Consider the following 26,183-nt stretch of genomic DNA (forward strand, 5'->3'; position numbering starts at 1 on the left):
TTGGGGCGAATCTTCCAGCGTGCTCCCGAGGTGATCGCCTCTTCAACGCACTTTTCCTGCAAGGTAATACGAGCATAAGTCTAAACCATGCGTGGCAAAGTTGGTTACGAAGAGAAAAAAGCATAGGGTGCGCGGCGTGCCAGGAAAAAAAGTAGGAAAGAAGGCAACCAAGAAGGCTGTCGCCAAGAAGGCTCCTGCGAAAAAGGCTCCTGCGAAAAAGGCAACTAAGAAAGCACCGGCCAAGAAGGCTGCTGCCAAGAAAGCGCCCGCTAAAAAAGTTGTAGCGAAGAAAGTGGCGACAAAGCAGGCCCCGGCACATAAGGCACCTGGTCGCCCATTCCCATCGAAAATTGGTAAGACAACCCTGACGGTAGATGAAAAATCACAGACTGTCTCAGTTGCAACAGTGATGGCACCTACTACAGCGCCCGTTGTTGAAGAACGTCGCTTAGTGATGCCACCACCGCCACGTCCAGAAAAAAGTGGAAAGAAAGTTGCACCTCTGAAGCCAATCAAGGCCGCACCTACTCCAGTGCTTGCAGCTGCAGGTGAAGCGCCTTGGAGTGCGGCAGAGCTTAAGATCGTGAAGGCGGAGATTTCAAAAGATCTAGAGCGCTATCGTAAAGAACTCACAAGAGTTGAAGCTGAAATGAATGAATTGATTTCAGATTCTGGTGAAGGTGCTGGAGATGACCAAGCCGATTCAGGAACAAAGACTTTCGAGCGTGAACACGAGATGTCACTAGTCAGCAATGCACGCGACATGGTTTTACAGACCGAACGTGCGCTAGAACGAATTGATAATAAGACCTATGGACTCTGCGAAGATTGTGGCGCCGCTATTGGTAAACCTCGGCTACAAGTTTTCCCTCGCGCAACTTTGTGCATGATCTGCAAGCAGAAGGAAGAGCGGCGCTAAGGTGCGCCGAATTTTTCTCACAGCGTGGACTATTTGGCTCTTTGACTTTGCAACAAAGCAATGGGCGATTTCGGTGCTAGGAGTTGAACCAAAGCAAATTCTAGGTTCATGGCTTCAACTTACACTGGTGAAGAATTCGGGAGCAGCCTTTGGCTTTGCAACTGGCTTAACTCTTCTGTTCTCCCTGTTATCACTCGCTGTTATATTAACTATCATCTACTTTGCTCGCGCTATCTCATCTCACGGGTGGCAGCTCACCGCAGGACTGCTACTTGGGGGAGTAATGGGAAATCTCGCAGATCGTGCCTTTCGTGAGCCAGCTTTCTTCCGCGGACATGTCATTGATTGGATACAACTGCCGAATTGGCCAGTATTTAATTTCGCGGACTGCGCAATCGTGATTGCTGCCGGTATCGCATTCGTTTTGAGCGTCAAAAATGTGCCACCGATTACACCGGTAAGGTAGTCACATATGAGTAGAGAGTTAAGAACGCTGAGTGTGCCGGAAGGCGTTGAGGGCGAGCGAATTGATAGCGCCCTGACCCGAGTTCTCGGCCTCTCTCGCACATCAGTAGTGAAGCTATTAGAAGATGGTGATATCAATTCAGGTGGACGCGCTATGCAAAAATCTGATCGAGTTACCGCTGGACAAGTAATTGAAGTTCTTCTGCCGGCACCGCTAAATCAAGACCCTATTCCGCTGACCCCACTTGAAGGCCTAACTGTCGTTTATAACGACGATGACATTGTTGTTATCGATAAACCTGTGGGATGTGCGGCCCATCCGAGCCCAGGTTGGATGGGTCCAACAGTTGTTGGCGCACTTATGGCTGCCGGTTACACAATCTCAACATCAGGGCCGGCAGAGCGTGCCGGTGTAGTTCACCGTCTTGATGCCGGCACATCTGGACTCATGATTATTGCAAAGACAGATGCTGCCTATTTAAAGTTAAAAGAGATGTTTCGCGATCATGATGTCGAAAAAACTTATCACGCACTTGTTCAGGGACATATGGATCCCTCTTCCGGAACTATCGATGCCCCAATTGATAGACACCCAAAGGAAGATCATCGCTTTGCCGTTGTTGCAACCGGTAAAGAGAGCATCACACACTATGAAGTTATTGAGTATTACCGCTCTGTCTCCTTAGTAAAGGTGGAGTTAGAGACTGGACGCACACATCAAATTCGAGTTCACTTCTCGGCGCTAAACCATCCACTTGTCGGTGACACTACTTATGGCGCAGATCCAGTGTTGGGTAAAAAAATGAAGATATCTCGACCTTGGCTTCACGCTTTAGAGCTGCGCTTTAACCACCCGATTACAGGTGTGCCACTTGAGTTGGTTGCGCCGTACCCACCCGACCTACAGGCCTCTTTGGCGTTGCTATCCGAGGCAGTTCTGCCTTAGGCGCTAATGTTGCGCCACCATGTCATCTGAAGATTTTTCAGCTTCACGGGCATCGACGAAAGACTCGTTTGTACATCTACATGTGCATACCGAGTACTCGATGCTCGATGGTGCCGCGCGCGTTGGTGATCTCGTTAATGAGGTAGCTCGCCAAGAAATGCCGGCGATTGCAATGACAGATCATGGCAATGTATTTGGTGCCTTTGATTTCTATAAGCAAGCCACTAAAGCAGGCGTCAAGCCCATTATTGGAATTGAAGCCTACGTTGCACCTGAATCACGATTTGATAAGAAGCGCGTTCAGTGGGCCGATGGTGGCGAAGATGATGTCTCCGGTGGCGGGGCATATACCCATATGACAATTCTGGCTGAGAACAATCAGGGGCTCGCAAATCTTTTTAAGCTCTCTTCTCTTGCCTCACTAGAAGGTTATTACTACAAGCCCCGTATGGATCGCGAGCTGATCTCTAGATATGCCGATGGACTCATAGCAACAACGGGCTGCCCGGGTGGTGAAATCCAAACACGTCTGCGTATGGGAAATTACAAAGAGGCGCTGCGTGCTGCCAGTGATTATCGAGATATTTTCGGTGCCAATAACTTCTTTCTAGAAGTGATGGACCACCACATTGATGTTGAAACTCGCGTGAAAGCAGACTTACTTAAACTGGGCAAAGAACTTAAATTGCCACTGCTTGCAACGAATGACCTTCATTACACATTTCATGAAGATGCCGCAGCCCACGAAGCTCTGCTCTGTGTGCAATCTGGCTCTACCCTGGCTGATCCCAAGCGATTTAAATTTGAAAACGATGAGTTCTATCTCAAGACTCCGGCGCAGATGCGCGAGCTCTTTAAAGAGATTCCAGAGTCATGCGATAACACCTTGCTCATCGCCGAGCGTTGTAATGTAAAACTGCGTGAAGATGAGAACCTCTTGCCTGCCTTTACTGTGCCAGAAGCAGAGACGGAAGATTCTTGGCTGCGTAAAGAAGCAGAGCGGGGATTGCATGAACGCATGAAAGATAAGGCATCACCAGAGCACATCACGCGATTACATTACGAACTTGATGTCATGATCAAGATGGGTTTCCCCGGATACTTCCTCGTCGTTGCAGACCTTGTGGCACATGCCAAAAAAGTTGGAATTAGAGTTGGCCCAGGACGTGGCTCGGCCGCAGGTTCACTTGTGGCTTATGCACTAGGAATTACCGGCCTTGATCCGATTGAGCACGGACTTCTATTTGAGCGCTTTCTGAATCCAGAGCGAATCTCAATGCCCGATATCGATCTTGACTTCGATGAACGTCGTCGCTCAGAAATGATTCGTTATGCAACGGAAAAGTATGGCGAAGACCGGGTTGCTCAGATCATCACCTACGGAACTATTAAATCAAAGCAATCGCTGAAGGATTCAACGCGAGTTCTCGGATACCCATATGCCGTTGGAGAAAAACTCACCAAGGCACTTCCACCATCGGTGATGGGGAAAGACATCACTCTCTTTGGAGTATTCGATAGTAAAGATGCTAGATATGGAGAAGCGGGGGAGTTTAGACAACTCTATGAAACTGACCCAGACTCCAAGCGAGTGGTGGATCTTGCCAAAGGTTTAGAAGGCCTTAAGCGTCAATGGGGCGTGCACGCAGCTGGTGTCATTCTTTCGCGCGAGCCGCTATTAGATGTAATACCAATTCACCGCCGGGAAGCAGATGGTGCGATCATTACCCAATTCGATATGGGAGCCTGCGAATCTACTGGGCTACTCAAAATGGATTTCTTGGGACTTCGCAATCTCTCTGTATTAGACGATGCGCTGCTTAATATTAAAGCGAACCAAAATATTGATGTAGTTCTTGAAGATCTACCTCTTCATGATCAGAAGACCTTCGAACTTCTCTCACGAGGTGACACACTCGGTGTGTTCCAACTCGACGGTGGCCCGATGCGAGCACTCCTTCGCAGCATGGCCCCCGATTCCTTTGCTGACATTTCAGCTGTGATTGCACTCTATCGCCCAGGACCTATGGGTGAGAATGCGCATAATAACTATGCCGATCGGAAGAATTCGCGAAAGCCGGTTGAGCCGATTCACCCTGAGTTAAATCTTCCGCTACAGGAAATTCTTGGTGATACCTATGGTCTGATTGTGTATCAAGAGCAGGTAATGGCGATTGCACAAAAGGTTGCCGGCTTTACGCTGGGTCGCGCAGATCTATTGCGTAAGGCGATGGGTAAGAAGAATAAGGAGATTCTAGATAAGGAGTACATTCCATTTGAAGCGGGAATGAAATCAAACGGTTTCTCCGAAGCTGCAATCGAACGGCTATGGGAAGTTTTGATTCCCTTCTCTGACTACGCATTTAACCGAGCCCATAGTGCCGGCTATGGTGTGGTCTCGTTCTGGACGGCCTACTTAAAGGCAAATTACCCGACTGAATATATGGCGGCGCTACTGACAAGTGTGCGCGATGATAAAGATAAGTCAGCGCTCTATCTTTCGGAATGCCGGCGCATGGGTATTAAAGTCTTGCCACCAGATGTCAATGAATCAGATGCTGAGTACACACCACGTGGTGTGGATATCCGATTTGGCTTGGCTGCGATCCGCAACGTTGGCGAAGGCGTAGTTGCCTCCATTAAAACTGCCCGCGCTACTAAGGGAGCATTCACTTCCTTCGGAGACTTCCTGGCAAAGGTCGATGCCAATGTGTGTAATAAAAAGACAATTGAATCTTTGGTCAAAGCCGGAGCATTTGACTCCTTAGGTCATTCGCGTAAGGGTCTGATGGCTATCCATCTTGAAGCTATCGACTCCGTCATTGAAACAAAACGGGCGGAGGCAATTGGTCAGTTCGATTTATTCGGAGGTGATTCAATTTCACAAGTGGCGAGTATGGATATTGAGATTCCAGCAATGGAGTGGGATAAGTCCACGCTGCTTACCTTTGAACGAGAAATGCTCGGTCTCTATGTATCTGACCACCCGCTGCTTGGGGTGGAGCACGTGCTTCGTTCACACACGGATATGACGATTAGCGAACTACTGGGTGAAAGTCTGCCTGATGGCGTCGTCACTATCGGTGGGCTAATAACTGGCATCCAGCGAAAAGTTTCTCGCCAAGGTGCATCATGGGCAGTGGTAAACGTTGAGGATTTAGAAGGAGCAATTGAAGTTCTCTTCTTCTCAAATACATATAATCAATATGCGCTCTCACTCACCGAAGATCGTGTAGTGGTTGTCAAGGGACGCTTCTCCCGCACTGATGAACAAGTCAGATTTACCGCCCTGGAAATGAAGATGCCAGATATTTCCGGAGCACCAACAGGGCCTTTACTTATCACCTTGCCAGCAACGCAAGTGACACCTCCGATTGTTGAGCGAATTAAAGAGATTCTGCGTTCTCATCCTGGAATACGTGAAGTCCATCTGCACGTGGTCGATCAGCAGAAGACCACCACTCTGAAAATTGACGCGCTAGTAACATCATCGCCAAGTTTGAGCGCCGACCTCAAAGCAATTTTGGGGCCGGAGTGCCTGGTCCGGATTTAAGGCATCGGTAATCACGTCACGTGATGCAGCGCTAACAAAGTAGAATGATGGCGTGATTCGCACCCTTGATTTGCGTGGAAAGAGCCTTGATAAGGCTGGCTATCAAGGCCTGCTTCCACGGGCCACGCTAGATGTTGCACAAGCGATGGTCGCAATCGAACCTATTTTAAAGCGCGTTCGCGAAGGTAGCGAAGCAGACCTGATTGCACTTGCGCAAGAATTCGATGGTGTAACGCCAGCAGCAATCAGAGTTCCACAATCAGCACTGAATGACGCACTTGCCCAATTAGATCCGGCAATTCGCACTGCTCTAGAAGTTTCTGCGGCGCGCATTCGCACAGTACACAACGATCAGATTCGCACAGATTCCAAGACCACTGTGGTCGATGGTGGCGTCGTCACTGAAAAATGGATACCCGTTGATCGCGTGGGGCTCTATGTCCCAGGCGGACGCGCGGTCTATCCAAGTAGTGTGATGATGAACGTGATTCCGGCACAGATTGCGAAGGTTTCTAGTATCGCTGTTGCTTCACCGCCACAGAAGGAATTCGGTGGCCTGCCACACCCAACAATTCTTGCAACGTGCGCGCTCCTTGGAATCAAGGAAGTTTATGCAGTGGGAGGAGCGCAAGCAATTGCACTCTTCGGATATGGCATGAAAGATCTCTGCGCAAAATGTGATTTGGTCACTGGACCAGGAAATATTTATGTGGCCGCTGCCAAGCGGGCACTTCGTGGAATCATCGGAATTGATTCAGAGGCTGGTCCTACTGAGATTGCAATCTTGGCTGATGAAAGTGCGATCGCAGCAGAGGTTGCGGCAGATCTGATCAGCCAAGCTGAGCACGATGTGATTGCCGCTGCAGTATTAGTGACCACATCGGAATCACTTGCGGCAGATGTAGTTGCCGAGCTAAAGGTGCGAGTGGCAAAGACGAAACACGCAGAGCGGATACGAACTGCACTCTCAGGAATTCAGTCGGCGATAGCACTTGTTGATTCAATCGAACAGGGTCTGGATGTTGTCAACGCCTATGCGGCCGAACACTTAGAGATTCAGACAAAAAATGCGAGTGCCGATGCGTTGCAGATTCGCAATGCAGGCGCGGTATTTATTGGTCGCTTCTCACCAGTTTCACTGGGAGATTATTCAGCAGGGTCTAACCACGTTTTACCCACTGGGGGATGTGCCTGTCACAGCAGTGGACTTTCAGTGCAAACTTTCCTACGAGGGCTACATTTCATCGAGTATGACCAGAAAGCATTTACAGATATTGCAAGTACGGTCATTACTCTTGCCGAAGCTGAAGATCTTCCAGCACACGGTGAAGCGATGACTGCTCGATTGGAAAATCTATGATGAGCCAAGATTGGCCATCGTGGTTGCCCTTGCGCGGTAATTTGCGCGAGCTTTCAGCTTACGGTGCACCGCAGTTACCCGCCGATGCTGTTTTGAATACCAATGAAAATCCATACCCGCCTTCACCAGAGCTAGCGCAGGCAATTGCCACACGGGTATTAACTGTTGCAAGTTCCTTAAATCGCTATCCCGATCGTGACGCAATATCTCTGCGCACCAAGCTGGCAGAGTTTGTGAATGATCTTTCTGCAACCTCTTTCACATCTAAAAATATATGGGCTGCTAATGGCAGCAACGAAATTATTCAGTCACTCTTTCTAGCCTTCGGTGGGGGATCAGCGATTGGCTTTACTCCTTCCTATTCCATGCACCCCCTTATTGCCGGCGTGTGTCAGGTTGCGTGGACCAATGGTTCTCGTAGAGAGGATTACTCACTTGATATTGATAGCGCAGTTTCCCAGATTCAAAGCTCAAAACCATCATTGACTTTTATTACAACTCCCAATAATCCAACCGGTTCTGCAGTCACCCTCGATGAAATTGAGAAGTTAGCTATCAACACCCCTGGGCTGCTTGTTGTTGATGAAGCGTATGCAGAGTTCTCTGATGAGGCATCTGCCATAACTCTGATTGAGAAATATCCACACGTAGTGATCATTCGCACAATGAGCAAGGCTTTCTCATTTGCCGGAGCGCGCGTGGGATATCTAGTGGCCCACCCATCGGTGATCGATGCCATGTTTTTAGTGCGCTTGCCCTATCACCTAAGCGCTCTCACCCAAGCCGCCGCCGAGGTTGCTCTCGATTTCAGCACAGAGCTCTTGGCGACAGTGGATCAGCTTCGCAGCGCGCGAAATCAGATGGCGCAGGAGTTAGAAGAATTAGGCCTCACCGTTCTTCCAAGCAGCGCCAACTTCCTACTCTTCACAGGTTTTGAGCAGTCATCGCCTGAACTCTGGCAGGCACTGCTTGATCGAGGAGTTCTCATTAGAGATGTGGGATTATTGGGCTACCTAAGAGTCACCATTGGCAATGTGGCCGAGAATAAGAAATTTATCGATTCACTATCGGCATGTCTAGGAGTAGAAATATGAGAACAGCACGCGTTGAACGCACTACGAAAGAATCGAGTGTTCTTGTTGAACTCAACCTCGATGGCACCGGTGAGATCTCAGTAGATACCGGCGTTCCCTTCTTCGATCACATGCTCTCACAGCTCGGAAAACATTCTGGATTTAATCTCACCGTGAAGACAACAGGTGATGTCGATGTTGATTCACACCACACTGTGGAAGATACCTCTCTTGCTTTTGGTCAGGCGCTACGCGAGGCGCTAGGTGATAAAGCTGGCATCCGACGTTTTGGTGATGCGATGGTTCCACTCGATGAGGTTCTGGTTCAGGCTGCTGTAGATCTATCAGGCCGACCATATTTAGTGCACCGTCAACCAGAAATTGTTGAACTAATTGGCACATTCGATACAACTCTGGGTAAGCACATTTGGGAATCCATCGTTGCAGAGGCTCGAATTGCACTGCATGTAAGAGTTCTTGAAGGGCGCAACGCCCACCACGTTTTCGAAGCGCAATTTAAAGCGGTGGCACGTGCGCTGCGCGATGCCGTTGCCATTGATCCACGAGTTGCAGGGATTCCTTCAACAAAAGGATCTCTCTAGCTTCGTGATTGCAATTCTCGATTACGGCTCTGGAAATCTTCGGTCGGCACAACGCGCCTTTGAAACATCCGGCAAAGAGGTTCTCATCACCTCTGATTACGAGACTGCCCTCAATGCCGAAGGCTTAGTAGTTCCTGGTGTGGGTGCATTTGCCGCATGCATGCAAGGACTTCTAAAGGTGCGCGGAGATCAGATTGTGCGCGAACGTTTTGCGGCAAAGCGTCCAACTCTTGGAATTTGTGTTGGTATGCAAATCCTCTTTGCGCGCGGCATTGAACATGGCGAGCATGCGGGAGTTGGAATGTGGGGCGCCACTGTTGAGAAACTTAACGCGCCGATATTGCCGCATATGGGATGGAATACCGTCCGCCCTGCTGCAGGCAGCACGCTCTTTGCTGGCGTTGAAGATCAATCGTTTTATTTCGTGCACTCATATGCAGCAAAAGAATCGGTGGGAGCTATGCCTACCCTTGCCCATCATGGTGAAGATTTCATCGCCGCTATTGAAGATGGCGCACTGAGCGCTACCCAATTTCACCCAGAAAAGTCTTCCGATGCCGGGTTACATTTGATTAAGAATTGGGCGCAGACGCTATGAGTTATTTAGAACTACTTCCAGCAGTGGATGTCAAAGATGGTCGCGCCGTCAGACTTGTCCAAGGTGAACTCAGCGCTGAGACTGCATACGGAAATCCATTGGAAGTCGCTCTTGAATTTCAAGCAGCAGGTGCTGAATGGTTACACCTGGTAGATCTCGATGCCGCCTTCGGAATCGGTGAGAACAGTGCACAGTTAGCAGAAGTTGTTGGCAGACTCGATATCAAGGTGGAGCTATCCGGTGGAATTCGTGACGATGAATCACTTGCGCGAGCACTTGCAACTGGATGTACTCGCGTCAATCTTGGAACCGCAGCGTTAGAAAATCCGGAATGGACTGCTCGTGTTATTGCTGAACACGGTGACCGGATTGCGGTGGGCCTTGATGTGCGCGGCCATGTGCTTGCCGCACGTGGATGGACTAAAGAAGGTGGAGATCTCTTTGAAACTATTGAACGCTTAGAGCGTGATGGATGTGCGCGCTATGTGGTCACTGATGTGACAAAAGATGGAACTCTGCAAGGACCGAATATTGGGTTACTAAAAGAGGTATGCGCAGTTACTTCAAAGCCAGTAGTTGCATCTGGCGGGATTTCATCTTTGGCAGATATTGCTGCACTTTCAGCGCTGAACTCATTCGGCGTGGAAGGTGCGATTGTTGGAAAGGCGCTTTACGCCGGTGCCTTCACGCTGGAACAAGCACTCGAGCAGACACGATTATGAGTCTTTCCGTGCGAATCATTCCGTGCCTTGATGTCACTGATGGCCGAGTGATGAAGGGAGTTAATTTCACAGATCTCGTTGATGCTGGTGATCCGGTTGAGATGGCTGCGCTCTATAACAAAGAGGGCGCTGATGAACTTACCTTCTTAGATATCTCGGCAAGTGTTGCCGGACGCGAAACAACGCTTGATGTGGTGCGCCGAACTGCGGAACAAGTTTTTATCCCACTGACTGTGGGTGGCGGTATTCGCACGGTGCAAGATGTGGACCGATTACTACGTGCAGGTGCGGATAAAGTCAGTATCAATACTGCAGCCATTGCCAGACCGGAACTCATCTCTGAAATCGCAGATCGTTTTGGTTCGCAAGTCCTTGTGATCTCTATCGATGCCCGCCGGGCACGAACCGAATCTGGTTTTGAAGTAACAACTCACGGCGGCCGCCAGAGTGCTGGCATCGATGCACTTACCTGGGTCGAAAAAGCATGTGCACTAGGAGTTGGCGAAATATTGCTCAACTCAATGGATGCCGATGGAACTCGCGCCGGATATGACATCGGAATGATCAAGGCGGTTCGAGCCGTGGCAAAGGTTCCCCTAATTGCAAGCGGAGGGGCAGGTTCTCTTGACGACTTCAGCGCCGCTCTAGATGCCGGCGCTGACGCCCTACTTGCAGCTAGCGTCTTTCACTTTGGGGTGCATCGCATCGGGGATGTAAAGAAATATCTGAATGCTCACAATTATTCGGTGCGCAATACCCAGAGCGCGTAAGGCAGAATAAGCACATGAGAGCTGAACTTTCCCCTGAAATACTCGCGCTCTTGAAGGACCCAACAACTTTGATTCCTGCGATTGCCCAAGATGTTAATACCCGAGAAGTTCTCATGCTTGCCTATATGAATACCGACGCACTTGCGCTGACTCTTGCAACCGGTAAGGCAACCTACTTTTCCCGAAGTCGCAATGAGATTTGGGTTAAAGGTGAAACATCGGGTCATACCCAGATGGTGCATTCGGTGGCACTTGATTGTGACGGCGATGCACTTCTGATTACCGTTGACCAAGTGGGCGCCGCCTGTCATACAGGAGACCGCACTTGTTTTCACCAAGCATTGGCCGCATCACATGAAGATTGAAGAATTTCGCAATCATGCACAGTCTCACAATGTCATTCCGGTTTATCGAAAACTTCTTGCTGATGGCGAAACCCCACTTAATATCTATAAGAAGTTAGCTCAAAATAAGCCCGGTACTTTTCTGCTGGAGTCGGCTGAACACGGAGGAGTCTGGTCGCGATATTCATTTATCGGTGTGAAAAGTCAGACCACGTTGACCGAAAAAGATGGGCAAGCGCTCTGGATTGGAAAACCCCCAGTAGGAGTTCCCACTGGAGTCGATCCACTGACAGCGCTACGTCAGAGCGTTGCACATTTAAAGTCACCGAAAATTGATGGCCTGCCAACTCTGACCGGGGGACTTGTTGGCTATATGGGCTATGACGCGGTGCGAAGATTAGAGAAGTTGCCGACAAGTTCTGCGAGAGATATTGAACTTCCGGAAATCTCCTTCATGCTCACAAGTGATCTGGTTGTCATGGATCACTCAGATGGCACCATCATCTTGATTGCAAATGCAATCAACTGGGATGGCTCAGGTGAACGAGTAGATGATTCTTATCTTGATGCAGTCTCTCGCTTAGATCGGATGCAACAGGAGTTACTTGGTCCCATCGCTGGCGATGTATCGGCTCTTCCCTCCTTTGCTAAACCCCTATTTGATCGCAATATGAGCGAGCAGGATTTCAAAAGCAAGGTTGAGATTGCGAAGGAGGAAATTCGAGCAGGTGAAGCTTTCCAAATAGTTCTCTCGCAGAGATTTTCCATGCCAACTTCAGCAGATGCCTTAGATATCTATCGCATGCTGCGCCTCAATAACCCCAGTCCGTATATGTATCTCTTCAGATTTGAAGATGGGTATGACGTAGTTGGTTCAAGTCCGGAAGCACTGGTGAAGGTCACCGGCCAACAAGTTATGGTCCATCCCATCGCTGGAACTCGCAAACGCTCTGACTCAATTGAAGAGGATGTGCGCTTAGGCGAAGAGTTACTGGCAGATCCTAAAGAGCGGGCGGAACATTTGATGTTGGTAGATTTGGGCCGCAATGATTTAGGTCGAATCTGTGCACCTGGATCAGTTGAAGTCATTGACTTTATGCATATCGAGCGGTACTCACATGTGATGCACATTGTTTCTACTGTCGTGGGCGAACTCGCAAGTGATAAATCACCGATTGATGCTCTCTTCTCCGTCTTTCCGGCCGGAACACTTTCCGGAGCGCCAAAGCCGCGAGCGATGGAGATCATTGAATCCCTTGAACCCACACGCCGCGCTCTTTATGGCGGGGCAATCGGATACTTTGATTTCACCGGCAATATTGATACCTGTATCGCTATTCGCACGGCGCTGGTGCATAACGGAATCGCCTATGTGCAGGCAGGTGCCGGCATCGTTGCTGATTCTGATCCCACTGCCGAAAATGATGAGACGCTTAACAAGGCAGCGGCCGTCTTGGGCGCTATCTCAGCTGCTAATGAGCTAAAGAGATAAATATGCTCAAAATATTTATTTCACTCGTATGTGTAGCAACTCTTGCCCTCATAATTAGTCGTAAATTTCGAATTTCTAATAGATATGAGCGAGCTCCACGCACTCTTACGCAATGGGGCTCACTGGATAAGGGAATTGATCCCACAGAGGAGGACAAATGAGCGTGCTCGATTCCATTATTGAAGGAGTCCGTGAAGATCTGGCAGCACGTCGACTGCCGCTATCGCAGATACATGAAGCGATGGAGAATGCGGCACAACCACTAGATGCATATGCATTCCTTTCACAATCTGAGATGAATGTGATTGCAGAAGTAAAGAGATCTTCTCCTAGTAAGGGTGCACTTGCACCTATTACAGATCCGGCTGCGTTAGCCGAGCAATATCAAGAAGCGGGTGCAGCTGCGGTCAGTGTTCTCACCGAGCGTCGTCGCTTTGCTGGCTCACTGGAAGATCTGGATGCGGTGCGAGCTCGGGTAACAATTCCGGTGCTTCGTAAAGACTTTATGGTTGATGAGTATCAGTTCCTAGAAGCACGGGCACATGCTGCCGATATTGTTCTGCTCATCGTTGCTGCTCTTTCTCGTTCTCAGCTCAAAGATTTCTATGATCTCTCCTGCGAACTTGGCATGGCTTCACTGATTGAAGTCCACACTGCGCAAGAGCTTGAAAGTGCGATGGAGATTTCACCCCGCATGATTGGCATCAACTCTCGCAACTTAAAGACACTCGATGTCGATACCCGGGCATTTGCCGATCTCATCCCGCAGATTCCCGATGAGATTATCCGAGTGGCCGAGTCTGGAATCTCGAGCCGAAGTGATGTACAGAGCGCCCAAGGGGCCGGGGCATCTGTGATTTTGGTCGGCGAAGCGCTGGTTAAGTCTGGGGATCCGATTTCTGCGATGCAGGAGTTGCTGGGTCGCCGGTAGTCTTGGACTTATGACGACGACTGCCGAGAATGCGCTAGCCGAAATAGCCGGACATTTTGGTCCTTACGGTGGTCGATTCGTTCCCGAAGCACTTATCGGTGCACTGGAAGAGTTAGATGCGGCAAGAATTTTTGCCCAAACCGATCCCACCTTTATCGCTGAATTAGCAGAGCTACATCGCACTTACACCGGTCGTCCCAGCATCATTACAGAGGCGAAAAGATTCGCTGAGCATGCAGGTGGAGCGCGAATTCTGCTTAAGCGAGAAGATCTCAATCACACCGGAAGTCACAAGATCAATAACGTTTTAGGTCAAGCACTTCTGACAAAACGCATGGGCAAGAAGCGCATTATTGCTGAGACCGGTGCTGGCCAACATGGAGTTGCTTCAGCAACTGCCGCCGCTTTGATGGGTCTTGATTGTGTTGTCTATATGGGCGAAGAAGATACAAGACGTCAATCACTGAATGTGGCGCGCATGAAGTTACTCGGCGCCGAAGTTATTCCAGTGACGTCGGGTTCACGCACACTTAAAGATGCAATTAATGAAGCGATGCGCGATTGGGTGACCAATGTTGAGACAACGCATTACATGCTCGGCACAGTTGCAGGACCGCATCCATTCCCATCGATGGTCCGTGATTTCCATAAAATTATTGGTGAAGAATCTCGCGAACAAGTGCTAGCACTGACCGGAAGATTGCCTGATGCTGTGATGGCATGCGTGGGTGGCGGATCTAATGCAATCGGAATTTTCCATCGCTTTATTTCCGATGAATCTGTTCGACTGATTGGACTCGAGGCAGCAGGAGATGGCGTTGAAACTGGTCGCCATGCAGCAACCATTACCGGGGGATCACCTGGCGTGCTCCACGGAAATCGAACTTATGTATTACAAGATGCCAATGGACAGACAATTGAATCTCACTCCATCTCGGCAGGTCTTGATTATCCAGGTGTCGGCCCAGAGCATGCCTATCTCCATGACATAGGTAGAGCGGAATACCGAGCTATCACTGATGACCAAGCGATGGAAGCTTTTTCGATCTTATCTAGAACTGAGGGAATCATCCCTGCGATTGAAACAGCGCATGCCTTGGCTGGTGCAATGCAGGTGGGTAAGGAACTTGGGCCCGATGCAATTATTCTGATTAATCTCTCTGGTCGTGGAGATAAAGATGTACAAACTGCGGCGCAGTATTTTGGAATTCCTCTCTAAATGAGCACACCGCTAGAAACCCTTTTCACCACAGTTCGGAGTGAGAATCGCGCAGCTCTGATCGCCTATATTCCGGCAGGTTATCCGACACAAGAAGGATGTAAGAAAGTTATTCAAGCCTTCGTCGATGGTGGCGTTGATGCAATTGAAATCGGTTTTCCCTATAGCGATCCAGTGATGGATGGCCCAACTATTCAAGCAGCTGCCGACCAGGCGCTATCGCAAGGCACCGGTGCCAAAGAAGTTTTTGAAGCGCTGAAATACGCCACAGATTTAGGTGTGCCGGCAGTTGTTATGACCTATTGGAACCCGATTGAAAAATATGGTGCTGATAAATTCGCCCAATCAATTGTAGATAATGGTGGCTCTGGAGTTATAACCCCCGATTTAACTATTGAAGAATCAGCAGCTTGGACAGCCGCTGTAGCGCGAAGTGAAATTAATTCGATCTACGTTGTTGCGCCAAGTACAAAAGATTCACGGTTGGCAAGTGTTACCAGTCATTGCAGCGGATTCGTCTATGCCGCATCACTCATGGGCGTGACAGGAACACGCACAACTGTTTCATCCGGTGCTCCAGATCTAGTTGCCCGAATTCGAAAGAGTACGGACACGGCGGTGGCGGTGGGGCTCGGAGTTTCAACGCGTGAACAAGCTAAGGGCGTGGCTGCATATGCCGATGGCGTAATAGTTGGGTCAGCCTTTATCAACAAACTCCTGGAAGCAAAAGATGAAGCCAGTGGTTTAATTGCTGTGCGCGAACTGACAGAGCAACTAGCACAAGGAGTCCGTGAGGGACGATGAGAGAGTTTAGGTTGTGGTGTGGCCTAGTCTCAAGATTGACCTTGAGTAGAGTCCTACTAGGTGCTGGGTTTCTCAAAAACTGCTGTTGTAGAGTGAGGATAATTTTTGCGTAGCGCAATTCCAACGCCAACTATTTCGGCGTTCGAAATCGGTCCACTCACTATTCACTTCTATGCTCTCTGCATTATTGCTGGGGTTGCACTCGCCATTTGGTTAGGCAATCGCAGGTTTCTCACCTCCTTCCCCCAAGCAGCGGGAGTCGTTGCAGATGTTGCGGTATTTGCAATCCCTGCTGGCGTCATTGGCGGGCGCCTTTATCACGTGGTTACATCACCCGAGAATTACTTTGGCACGAATGGTCGATTGATAGATGCTCTGAAGATATGGAATGGCGGCCTTGGTATTTGGGGCGCGATTGCACTTGGGGCATGCGCTGCTTATCTCTCTTATCGGAGATTAGCTTCCACACGCGGTTTACCAGCATTTGCCTATTTTTTAGATGCACTGGCACCGGGCATTGCAATCGCGCAAGCGATAGGTCGCTTAGGAAATTGGTTTAATGCCGAGTTATTTGGTCGCCCACTCGATGCTCCGTGGGCACTTTCCATCCCGGGTCAATCACGCCCGGCCGGATATGAAAACTTTGAAACCTTTCACCCGACATTTCTATACGAGTCAATCTGGTGCTTACTCATTGCTGTGGTACTACTCGCTCTGCGAAAGCGACTAGTCCCAGGATCAATCTTTCTTCTCTATATAACTCTTTACTGCTTTGGGCGTTTCTTCATCGAAGGATTGCGGATTGATTCGGCGCAGTCGTTGGCGGGACTTCGCCTGAATCAATACGTTGCCGGATTGTTATTTCTTGGCGCAGGCGCAGCTTGTCTCAAGTTTTTTCGGGCTTCAAGGTAGGATTCGGATATGGCTCTCGAGGATGTATTCCAGCGTAATCTGCACCACCGCGCCCACCGTGCCGGTTGGTTGCGTGCTGCCGTCCTTGGTGCAAACGATGGTTTAGTTTCAACTGCCTCGCTTATGATTGGTGTGGCAGCTGCTCGCGCTGGTGAGCAAAGTTTTCTTATCACGGCCGGCGCTGCGGGAATTGCAGCTGGAGCGATGTCGATGGCTGTTGGTGAATATGTCTCGGTTAGATCACAAAATGATATTGAAGAATCAGACAGACTCCTTGAGACTGAGCATCTAGCAATTGATCCGGAAGGCGAGTTTGAAGAACTTGTACATATCTATATCGAGCGAGGACTTACTCGTGAACTTGCGGTGCAGGTTGCTCATGCAATGCATGAGCGCAATCCATTAGAAGCGCATCTACGCGATGAGCTAGGGCAGCATCCGCATACAAAGGCTCGTCCAGTTCAAGCAGCGGTGGCATCGGCAATCGCCTTTACGCTCGGCGGGCTAATTCCATTTGCCGGAGCATTCGCACCGACGACTGGAGCAGCCGCATCGAGCATTGTTGGATTCACCATCGTGGGTCTGGTAATTACTGGAGTTGTGAGCGCGCGCACAGCCGGGGCACGGATATTGACCCCCACACTGCGAGTTATTGCGGGAGGCGTCTTGGGTATGGCTATCACCGCTGGGATTGGTCACCTCTTAAATTTGAGTGGCATCTAAAGCACCCCCTTGCTACCCTTGGCTTAGTGGATTGTTAGATAGTCGGGCCAATGATGTCCCTGAGTTAGCGAGAAATAGAGGGGCATCAGCGCATGGCACTTTCATCGAATTATCCTGTCGCACAGGGTCTCTACGATCCTGCACAAGAACACGATGCATGCGGCGTCGCGATGGTTGCCACCCTTAATAAAATTGCTACACATGACATTGTTGCGAAAGCTCTCACCGCACTTCGCAATCTAGAACACCGTGGCGCATCTGGTGCAGAGCCCGATAGTGGCGACGGTGCCGGAATTCTGATTCGAGTCCCTGACGCTTTTTATCGTGCTGAAGTTTCATTTACGCTACCTTCCGAAGGATCGTATGCAACTGGCATCGCATTTATCGCACAAGGCGCCGATGTTCGCGCTCAGATTGCCACACTTGCAGATGAAGAAGGTCTGACCGTCCTGGGTTGGCGCGAGCTACCAATTAATTCTTCTTCCCTAGGAAAGACCGCCCTGTCTGTCATGCCGCGCTTCGAGCAGCTCTTCGTTTCCGGCAAAAAGAGCGAATCAGGAATCGCTCTTGACCGTTTGACATTCGCACTTCGCAAGCGTGCTGAGCACGCACTTGACCTCTATTTTCCTTCATTGTCGTCACAGACAATTGTTTACAAGGGCATGCTTACAACAGGGCAACTGGAAGAATTCTTCCCAGACCTCAGTGATAGTCGAGTTGTTTCTCCACTGGCTTTGGTTCACTCACGTTTTTCTACCAACACCTTCCCATCATGGCCACTTGCCCACCCTTATCGATTCATTGCCCACAACGGCGAAATCAACACAGTAAAGGGCAATCGAAATTGGATGCGAGCTCGCGAATCACTTCTTGAAAGTGATGTTTTGGGCAAAGACCTAACCCGACTATTTCCTATCGTTGAAATGTCAGGTTCTGACTCAGCCTCATTTGATGAAGTACTAGAGCTTCTCTATCTCGGCGGTCGATCACTGCCACATGCAGTTCTGATGATGATTCCAGAAGCCTGGGAGAACCATGCGACCATGTCCCAGAAGCGTCGCGACTTCTATGCTTTTCATTCATCACTGATGGAGCCATGGGATGGACCAGCCTGCGTAACCTTTACTGACGGCCACCAAGTTGGCGCAGTTCTCGATCGCAATGGACTTCGCCCATCTCGTTTCTGGGTAACAGATGACGGTCTCGTAGTTCTGGCATCTGAAGTAGGCGTTCTTGATATTCCAGCGGAGAAGATTGTCCGTAAGGGTCGCTTGCAACCAGGAAAGATGTTCCTTGTAGATATCGAAGCTGGCCGCATTATCGAAGATGATGAGATTAAAGATTCATTGGCAGATGCGGCCCCATATGGCAGCTGGTTAGCCGATGGAATGATCAGACTTTCAGATCTTCCGGCGCGCGAACATATTGTCTATCCGCATAAGTCTGTGCTTCGTCGCCAAAAAGCATTTGGATATACAGAAGAAGAAATTAAAATCATCGTCACTCCGATGGCTAAAGGCGGGGGAGAAGCACTTGGTTCCATGGGAACTGATACGCCAATCGCCGCCCTTTCAGCTAAGCCGCGATTACTCTTTGATTACTTCTCGCAACTCTTTGCCCAAGTAACTAATCCTCCACTCGATGCAATCCGTGAGGAGTTAGTAACAAGCTTGGGTGGCTCTATTGGTCCAGAGCACAATCTGCTCGATCCTGGCCCTGAGTCATGCCGCCAAATTGCAATCGCCTTCCCGGTAATTAATAACGATGAATTAGCGAAGATTATTCACGTCAACGCTGATGATAACTATCCTGAACTTGAGTCTCACGTTGTCCGTGGCCTCTTCCCAGTAACAGGTGACGGAAACACCCTGCAGACTCGTTTGGAAGAGATTAAGAAGGAAGTTTCACAGGCCATTGCTAATGGCGCACACATCATTGTTCTCTCAGATCGTGATGGCGATGCCGAAGATTGCCCAATTCCTTCACTGCTGCTTACCGCCGCCGTGCACCATCACCTCATTCGCGAGAAGACTCGTACCAAGGTCGGTCTCGTTGTCGAAGCAGGAGATGTCCGAGAAGTTCACCACGTTGCACTTCTTATTGGTTATGGCGCAGCTGCAGTAAATCCATATCTAGTGATGGAGACTGCCGAAGATTTAGTGACACAAGGAGTTATCACCGGCATTACACCGGAAAAGGCAGTTGCCAATGTCATTAAGGCACTCGGTAAGGGCGTTCTTAAAGTAATGTCCAAGATGGGTATCTCAACCATTGCTTCCTATACCGGAGCTCAGGTCTTTGAAGCTATTGGTCTGGGGCAAGAGCTTGTCGATGAATACTTTGTCGGAACAACTTCTCGCTTGGGTGGAGTGAGCCTGGATGTCATTGCGCAAGAGACGATCAGACGTCATCACCTGGCATACCCGGTAGGCGGAGAGATTCCGGGCGCCAAGCGCTTGGCTGTTGGCGGGGAATACCAGTGGCGCCGCGATGGTGAGCCACACTTATTTAATCCAGAGACGGTATTTGCCCTGCAGCACGCCACTCGCAATAAGCGCTATGACATCTTCAAGCGCTATACCGACCAGGTCAATGATCAAAGCAAGACCCTTATGACCCTTCGTGGCCTCTTTGCATTTAACACCTCACAGCGCGCCGCCATCTCTATTGATGAAGTCGAGCCAATTTCTGAAATTGTGAAGCGATTCTCAACTGGTGCAATGTCCTATGGCTCTGTCTCACAAGAAGTCCATGAGACGCTGGCAATTGCCATGAACCGCATCGGTGGTAAATCAAATACAGGTGAAGGCGGTGAAGATGCTTCTCGCTTCCTTCCCATGGCTAACGGTGATTCTAAGAACAGTGCCATCAAGCAAGTTGCTTCCGGTCGTTTTGGTGTGACAAGTAATTACCTGATGAACGCCACAGATATTCAGATCAAGGTGGCACAGGGAGCCAAGCCTGGCGAAGGTGGACAACTTCCTGGATTTAAGGTCTACCCCTGGATTGCGCAAGCTCGTTTCTCAACTCCGGGTGTGGGGCTCATTTCCCCACCGCCACATCACGATATTTATTCGATTGAAGATTTAGCGCAACTTATTCACGATTTAAAGAATGCGAATAAGGATGCACGTGTGCACGTGAAATTGGTGGCTGAAGTTGGTGTGGGAACGGTTGCTGCTGGTGTCTCCAAAGCACATGCTGATGTTGTTCTGATCTCTGGCCACGATGGCGGAACAGGTGCATCTCCTCTTACTTCGCTAAAGCATGCTGGTGCTCCGTGGGAGTTAGGCCTTGCCGAAACCCAACAGACGCTACTACTTAACAACTTGCGTGATCGCATCGTTGTGCAGGCAGATGGGCAGATGAAGACTGGTCGCGATGTAGTAATTGCAGCGCTTTTGGGCGCAGAAGAATTCGGTTTTGCGACTGCGCCATTGGTTGTCTCTGGTTGCATCATGATGCGGGTATGCCATCTAGATACATGTCCGGTCGGCATCGCTACCCAGAACCCAGAGCTTCGTAAGAAGTTCACTGGCAAGCCTGAGTTTGTTGAGACCTTCTTTGAATATATCGCTGAGGAAGTTCGTGAAATTCTGGCATCCCTTGGCTACAAGACTTTGCTAGAGGCAATTGGCCATGTGGAAAACCTCGATACCCGCGCCGCGATAGATCACTGGAAGGCCAGTGGCTTGGATCTTTCGCCACTTCTGATGCGCCCTGATGTTGATTCACCTCTTCACAACACCACAAAGCAAGATCACGGATTAGCGGCAGCACTTGATAACAAGCTCATCGAGCTATCAAAGGCAGCACTTGAGTCGAAAGAATCTGTGCGCATCGATGTTCCGGTGCGAAATGTGAACCGCACGGTTGGAACAATGTTGGGCGCAGAGATCACACGTCGTTACGGTGCCGAAGGACTTCCTGCCGGAACTATCGATGTAACGCTGCACGGCTCTGCTGGTCAATCACTGGGTGCATTTATTCCACAGGGTCTGACCATTCGTATGTATGGAGATGCCAATGATTATGTGGGCAAGGGGATTTCAGGTGGCCGAGTAATCGTGCGCCCTGATGAGAAAGCCAGGTTTAAATCTGAGAACAACGTTATTTCAGGAAACGTCATCGGTTACGGGGCAACATCGGGAGATATTTACATCCGCGGTCTTGCCGGTGAAAGATTCTGCGTGCGAAACTCTGGCGCCACTGCAATCGTTGAGGGCGTGGGCGATCACGCACTTGAATACATGACTGGTGGAACAGCGGTTATTCTTGGGAAAACTGGACGCAATATTGCCGCAGGTATGTCTGGCGGACGCGCCTTCGTACTAGATCTTGATACCGCAATCGTTAATACTGAGATGGTCGATGTCTTAGCGGTGCCGGCAGATCAGCGCGAAACCCTTCGCGCCTTACTATCGTCTTTCCATGTTGAAACAGGATCTGAAATTGTGGAATCAATTCTTAAGGATTGGGATGCAGAAGTCGCGCGCTTCTCACTGATTATGCCTCGTGATTATGCTCGCGTGCTAGCAGCGATTGAGAAGGCAAACCGGGAAGGCTTACCAGTTGATGAGTATGTAATGGAGGTTGCCGCTAATGGTTGATCCAAAAGGATTTATGACGACTCCGCGCGAGACTCCGAAGCGACGTCCGGTTGATGTTCGTATTCAAGATTGGCGCGAGGTCTATGAACCACAATCGATGGAGCATCTGCAAAAGCAGGCAGGTCGTTGCATGGATTGCGGAATTCCCTTCTGCCACTCTGGCTGCCCGCTAGGAAACCTGATTCCAGAGTGGAATGACCTCATTTTTCGTGGCGATAAAGTTGAAGCTATTGATCGTCTGCACGTTACCAATAATTTCCCTGAGTTCACGGGCCGTCTATGTCCTGCGCCATGTGAGACTGCATGTGTTGTCGGAATTAACCGCGATGCTGTCACCATTAAGCAGATTGAACTTCGTACTATTGAAGAAGCCTTTGATGATAACAATGTGAAGCCGTTAGCACCTGAGCGCTTGACCGGAAAGACTGTTGCTGTTATTGGTTCTGGCCCAGCCGGGTTAGCTGCGGCGCAACAACTTACTCGTGCTGGACACACAGTTGCTGTCTATGAGCGAGCAGATAAAATTGGCGGACTTCTTCGTTACGGAATTCCAGAATTTAAGATGGAGAAGCACATCGTTGATCGTCGCCTTGCGCAAATGGAGCAAGAGGGAACTCGATTCCGCCCAGGTGTTGATATCGGCGTGGATCTCACCGGTGCCCAACTTCGCAGTACCTACGATGCAATCGTTCTTGCAATCGGTGCTACCCAGTGGCGTGATCTTTCAATTCCTGGACGGGAAAATAAGGGTGTCTATCAAGCGATGGAATTTCTTCCTTGGGGTAATAAGCAAGCTCTGGGAGAAATCGAAGAGTCACCAATTAACGTAGCTGGAAAACATGTGGTCATTCTTGGCGGTGGAGATACCGGCGCGGATTGCCTCGGAACTTCGATTCGCCAAGGCGCAGCCAGCATTACTCAAATTGAAATTATGCCGCGGCCAACAGATGAACGTCCATCATCGCAACCATGGCCGACCTATCCAATGATCTATCGCGTATCAAGTGCCCATGAAGAACTCGATAACCGAGTCTTCTCAGTGAGCACACAAGAATTTATTGGCGATGGAAATGGAAATCTCAAGGCCTTAAAGCTTGTTGATACAAAGTTTGAAAATGGAAAGTTTGAACCAGTTTCAGGAAGTGAGCGAGAAATTCCAGCTGACTTCGTATTCCTTGCCATGGGATTCACCGGACCAGAAAAGTCAGCCATCATCGGACAACTTGAAGTCGGTCAAGATGATCGTGGCAATATTTCCCGCGATGAGAATTTCCAATCAACCAAAGAAGGAATCTTCGTTGCCGGCGATGCCGGACGCGGACAATCACTGATTGTCTGGGCGATAGCCGAAGGTCGCGCAGCTGCTGCAGCTGTAGATCGATACCTGGTGGGGGAGACACAATTACCTTCACCTATCGAGCCCACTACTCGTTCGCTAATGGTTTAAATCAGGTTTAACCCAGTGGCTTATTAGCCATTACACCGGAAGTTCACGTCAGCGACGCCGTATCTTCACCACTAGCCTAGATAGGGTTATCACATGCGTCGCGCAAAAATAGTTTGCACCTTAGGTCCAGCAGTTGAGTCTCCAGAGAAAGTAAAGGAGATCATTGCAGCTGGCATGAATATGGCTCGTCTAAATCTTTCCCATGGCTCCTATGAAGAGCACCAAGGGCGCCTAGACCGAGTGCGTGCGGCTGCAAAAGAGGCAGGAAAAGCTGTCGCAATTCTGGTTGATTTGCAAGGACCAAAGATTCGTTTAGCCCGATTTGAAAATGGACCACACGAGCTATCACGTGGGGATATCTTCACCATCACCACCGATGAAGTTGCTGGCACAAAAGAGCGCGTCGGTACTTCTTACAAGGGGCTGCCAGGAGATTGCAAAGCTGGCGATCGCATTCTTATCGATGATGGAAGAGTTACCGTTGAAGTATTGGAAGTCAAGGGCAACGATGTCATTACAAAATGTATCCAACCCGGATTTGTCAGTAACAATAAAGGAATTAACCTACCTGGCGTTGCTGTTTCAGTGCCTGCCATGTCTGAAAAAGATAAAGATGATCTCCGCTGGGGGTTACGTGCTGGAGCGGACTTTATCGCTCTCTCTTTCGTTCGTAATGCAGCAGATGTGAGAGTTGTTCACGCCATCATGGATGAGGTTGGAATTAGAGTTCCGGTGATTGCAAAGATTGAAAAACCGCAAGCAGTAGCAAACCTGGAAGAAATTATTGCCGCCTTTGATGGCATCATGGTTGCTCGTGGCGACCTCGGTGTTGAGCTGCCAATTGAAGATGTTCCGATGGTGCAGAAACGGTGCGTGGAACTCTCTCGCGATGCAGCAAAACCGGTCATAGTTGCAACACAGATGCTTGATTCCATGATGAGTAACTCTTCTCCCACGCGCGCGGAGGCAACAGACTGCGCGAATGCGGTGCTAGATGGCGCAGATGCACTCATGCTTTCAGGAGAGACAGCCGTGGGTGAATTCGCCATTCAAGCGGTGCAGACAATGGCTCGCATTATTGAACGCACCGAAGAGCTTGGGCTTGACCGGATCCGTCCATTAACAAAAAATCCACGGACTAAAGGTGGCGCAATCACAAAGGCGGCGGCCGAAGTAGGGGAAATTCTGGGTGCCAAGTTCCTGGTGACATTTACTCAATCTGGTGACTCAGCTCGTCGTATTTCACGACTTCGTTCATCAATTCCTATCATTGCAATTACTCCTGATGTCGGTACCTATAACCGGCTGGCACTGACGTGGGGCGTTGAGTCATTGATGATTTCGATGGTCAAGCACACCGATGAGATGGTTTTACAAGCTGATAAAATCCTTATCGATGGAGAGCGTGCTGAAATAGGCGAGCCTGTGGTGATTGTCGCTGGATCTCCTCCAGGAATACCTGGTTCAACGAATGCGATGCGAGTACACATTGTGGGTGATGCTGTGAACGGCGTTGTTCCTGCGTATCGTTAATCCACAACGCTTACCGTTTCACCTATCTGCCGACTTCTAATACGATATGGGCTCACGCCTCGGTACTCCAACGGTAGAGAGGGCAGTCTCAAACACTGCATAGTGTCGGTTCGAATCCGACTCGAGGCACATGAGCAATGAAACGAGCGCGAAGAAGGCTGTAAGAATTCTAGTTGCCGAAGATGAAGCTCTTATTCGCATGGACCTCGTGGAAATGTTGCAAGAGGCGGGTTACGAAGTAATTGCCCAGGCCACTAACGGTGAAGAAGCAATTTCGTTAGCGCTAGAACACCAACCAGATCTGGCAATTCTTGATGTGAAGATGCCGGTGCTTGATGGCATTTCTGCGGCAGAAAAGATCATTGCAACTGCTCCAGTATTAATGCTGACCGCATTTAGCCAGCGTGAACTCATTGACCGTGCACGTGATGCTGGAGTAATGGCATATGTGGTTAAACCATTTACTATCGGTGATCTTGTTCCGGCTATCGAAATTGCCATTAGTCGCCACACGCAGATGCAGTCGTTGGCACTTGAAGTTGCCGACCTGCACGAGCGACTAGAGACACGCAAAATTATCGATCGCGCTAAAGGAATCTTGATGAAGGCCCTGAATCTTTCAGAGCCAGAGGCATTTTCCTGGATTCAAAGGGCTGCGATGGACCGGCGCCTCAGTATGAAAGAGGTGGCCCAGGCTGTGATATCACCAGAAGCCGCCCTGGACAAATAGTCGTGCCTTTGGCACTTTCGTAACCAAAAAGTAATCACGCACGCGGAGAAAGTCACAAATCCGTCTTGTCTCAAGGGCAGGTTGAGCATTACTCTTAGCGCTTCCCTGTCCCGGGACACATGAAAGACGAAACAGGAAGGCAATACATGAATAAGAAGATCGTAAGCGGCTTCGCAATAGCGGCTGCTGCAACACTTGCATTCGGTGCAGTTGCAACAGCTCCAGCGAACGCAGCACCAAAGACAGAAGTAACACTTGCATTTATGGGCCCACTAACAGGCCCTGATGCACAACTCGGCCAGGATCAGTATCCAGGTGCAGAGTGGGCAATTGCGCTTTACAACGCAACCAACCCAAAGACAAAAGTGAAGCTCATTAAGGCAGATTCACAGTGCGACGGAACTGTTGCAGCGAACATCGCTCCTGGTGT

The 26,183-nt window shown here is 49.7% G+C and carries 22 protein-coding genes, 1 tRNA gene and 1 pseudogene; all 24 read left to right on the top strand.

Annotated features, from left to right (window positions below):
* Nucleotides 1-136: 136 nt before the first annotated feature.
* Nucleotides 137-919, top strand: coding sequence for a TraR/DksA family transcriptional regulator (locus tag AC9UEP_RS00925; RefSeq protein WP_509543168.1), 783 nt, complete (start codon nucleotides 137-139; stop codon nucleotides 917-919).
* Between the two features lies 1 nt (nucleotide 920).
* Nucleotides 921-1,385, top strand: a complete 465-nt coding sequence (locus tag AC9UEP_RS00930; protein ID WP_509543170.1) for a signal peptidase II — start codon at nucleotides 921-923, stop codon at nucleotides 1,383-1,385.
* A 6-nt stretch (nucleotides 1,386-1,391) separates the two neighbouring features.
* A complete protein-coding gene (locus AC9UEP_RS00935; protein ID WP_509543172.1) occupies nucleotides 1,392-2,330 on the top strand; it encodes an RluA family pseudouridine synthase in 939 nt (312 codons plus the stop codon).
* Nucleotides 2,331-2,349: 19 nt separating this feature from the next.
* Nucleotides 2,350-5,883 carry a DNA polymerase III subunit alpha gene (gene dnaE / locus AC9UEP_RS00940; protein WP_509543174.1) on the top strand — a complete coding sequence of 1,178 codons (3,534 nt, stop codon included), beginning with the start codon at nucleotides 2,350-2,352 and terminating at the stop codon, nucleotides 5,881-5,883.
* Nucleotides 5,884-5,935: 52 nt separating this feature from the next.
* Entirely contained in the window at nucleotides 5,936-7,243 is a 1,308-nt protein-coding gene (hisD, locus tag AC9UEP_RS00945) for a histidinol dehydrogenase (protein WP_509543176.1), read from the top strand.
* Nucleotides 7,243-8,337, top strand: a complete 1,095-nt coding sequence (locus tag AC9UEP_RS00950; RefSeq protein ID WP_509543178.1) for a histidinol-phosphate transaminase — start codon at nucleotides 7,243-7,245, stop codon at nucleotides 8,335-8,337. The genes hisD and AC9UEP_RS00950 overlap by 1 nt, the downstream gene beginning before the upstream one ends.
* Nucleotides 8,334-8,918, top strand: a complete 585-nt coding sequence (hisB, locus tag AC9UEP_RS00955; RefSeq protein WP_509543180.1) for an imidazoleglycerol-phosphate dehydratase HisB — start codon at nucleotides 8,334-8,336, stop codon at nucleotides 8,916-8,918. The genes AC9UEP_RS00950 and hisB overlap by 4 nt, the downstream gene beginning before the upstream one ends.
* Nucleotides 8,919-8,922: 4 nt before the next feature.
* Nucleotides 8,923-9,516 (top strand): imidazole glycerol phosphate synthase subunit HisH, encoded by a 594-nt coding sequence (hisH, locus tag AC9UEP_RS00960; protein ID WP_509543182.1) that lies wholly within the window; start codon nucleotides 8,923-8,925, stop codon nucleotides 9,514-9,516.
* Entirely contained in the window at nucleotides 9,513-10,238 is a 726-nt protein-coding gene (gene priA / locus AC9UEP_RS00965; RefSeq protein WP_509543184.1) for a bifunctional 1-(5-phosphoribosyl)-5-((5-phosphoribosylamino)methylideneamino)imidazole-4-carboxamide isomerase/phosphoribosylanthranilate isomerase PriA, read from the top strand. The genes hisH and priA overlap by 4 nt, the downstream gene beginning before the upstream one ends.
* Nucleotides 10,235-11,008 carry an imidazole glycerol phosphate synthase subunit HisF gene (gene hisF / locus AC9UEP_RS00970; protein WP_509543186.1) on the top strand — a complete coding sequence of 258 codons (774 nt, stop codon included), beginning with the start codon at nucleotides 10,235-10,237 and terminating at the stop codon, nucleotides 11,006-11,008. The genes priA and hisF overlap by 4 nt, the downstream gene beginning before the upstream one ends.
* A 14-nt stretch (nucleotides 11,009-11,022) precedes the next feature.
* Nucleotides 11,023-11,373, top strand: coding sequence for a phosphoribosyl-AMP cyclohydrolase (gene hisI, locus AC9UEP_RS00975; protein WP_509543188.1), 351 nt, complete (start codon nucleotides 11,023-11,025; stop codon nucleotides 11,371-11,373).
* Nucleotides 11,363-12,844 carry an anthranilate synthase component I gene (locus AC9UEP_RS00980; protein WP_509543191.1) on the top strand — a complete coding sequence of 494 codons (1,482 nt, stop codon included), beginning with the start codon at nucleotides 11,363-11,365 and terminating at the stop codon, nucleotides 12,842-12,844. Before hisI ends, AC9UEP_RS00980 begins: the two co-directional genes overlap by 11 nt.
* A 2-nt stretch (nucleotides 12,845-12,846) precedes the next feature.
* Nucleotides 12,847-13,005 carry a hypothetical protein gene (locus tag AC9UEP_RS00985; protein WP_509543195.1) on the top strand — a complete coding sequence of 53 codons (159 nt, stop codon included), beginning with the start codon at nucleotides 12,847-12,849 and terminating at the stop codon, nucleotides 13,003-13,005.
* Entirely contained in the window at nucleotides 13,002-13,775 is a 774-nt protein-coding gene (gene trpC / locus AC9UEP_RS00990) for an indole-3-glycerol phosphate synthase TrpC (RefSeq protein ID WP_509543197.1), read from the top strand. The genes AC9UEP_RS00985 and trpC overlap by 4 nt, the downstream gene beginning before the upstream one ends.
* 10 nt (nucleotides 13,776-13,785) lie before the next feature.
* Entirely contained in the window at nucleotides 13,786-14,994 is a 1,209-nt protein-coding gene (gene trpB, locus AC9UEP_RS00995) for a tryptophan synthase subunit beta (RefSeq protein WP_509543199.1), read from the top strand.
* Nucleotides 14,995-15,798: a tryptophan synthase subunit alpha gene (trpA, locus tag AC9UEP_RS01000; protein WP_509543201.1), complete on the top strand. Its 804-nt coding sequence runs from the start codon at nucleotides 14,995-14,997 to the stop codon at nucleotides 15,796-15,798.
* Between the two features lie 105 nt (nucleotides 15,799-15,903).
* Nucleotides 15,904-16,710 (top strand): prolipoprotein diacylglyceryl transferase, encoded by an 807-nt coding sequence (gene lgt, locus AC9UEP_RS01005; protein WP_509543203.1) that lies wholly within the window; start codon nucleotides 15,904-15,906, stop codon nucleotides 16,708-16,710.
* A 9-nt stretch (nucleotides 16,711-16,719) separates the two neighbouring features.
* Nucleotides 16,720-17,433, top strand: coding sequence for a VIT1/CCC1 transporter family protein (locus AC9UEP_RS01010; protein ID WP_509543205.1), 714 nt, complete (start codon nucleotides 16,720-16,722; stop codon nucleotides 17,431-17,433).
* Between the two features lie 92 nt (nucleotides 17,434-17,525).
* A complete protein-coding gene (gene gltB, locus AC9UEP_RS01015) occupies nucleotides 17,526-22,043 on the top strand; it encodes a glutamate synthase large subunit (RefSeq protein WP_509543207.1) in 4,518 nt (1,505 codons plus the stop codon).
* A complete protein-coding gene (locus AC9UEP_RS01020; RefSeq protein ID WP_509543209.1) occupies nucleotides 22,036-23,490 on the top strand; it encodes a glutamate synthase subunit beta in 1,455 nt (484 codons plus the stop codon). The genes gltB and AC9UEP_RS01020 overlap by 8 nt, the downstream gene beginning before the upstream one ends.
* Before the next feature lie 93 nt (nucleotides 23,491-23,583).
* Entirely contained in the window at nucleotides 23,584-25,023 is a 1,440-nt protein-coding gene (gene pyk / locus AC9UEP_RS01025) for a pyruvate kinase (protein WP_509543211.1), read from the top strand.
* A gap of 56 nt (nucleotides 25,024-25,079) precedes the next feature.
* A tRNA-Leu gene (locus AC9UEP_RS01030) sits at nucleotides 25,080-25,152 on the top strand.
* A gap of 1 nt (nucleotide 25,153) precedes the next feature.
* A complete protein-coding gene (locus AC9UEP_RS01035; RefSeq protein WP_509543212.1) occupies nucleotides 25,154-25,753 on the top strand; it encodes an ANTAR domain-containing response regulator in 600 nt (199 codons plus the stop codon).
* 146 nt (nucleotides 25,754-25,899) lie between these two features.
* Nucleotides 25,900-26,183: pseudogene (locus AC9UEP_RS01040) on the top strand (branched chain amino acid ABC transporter substrate-binding protein); the annotation flags it as partial.

It is taken from the genome of Candidatus Planktophila sp. (genome assembly GCF_040402315.1).
Lineage (GTDB): Bacteria > Actinomycetota > Actinomycetes > Nanopelagicales > Nanopelagicaceae > Planktophila.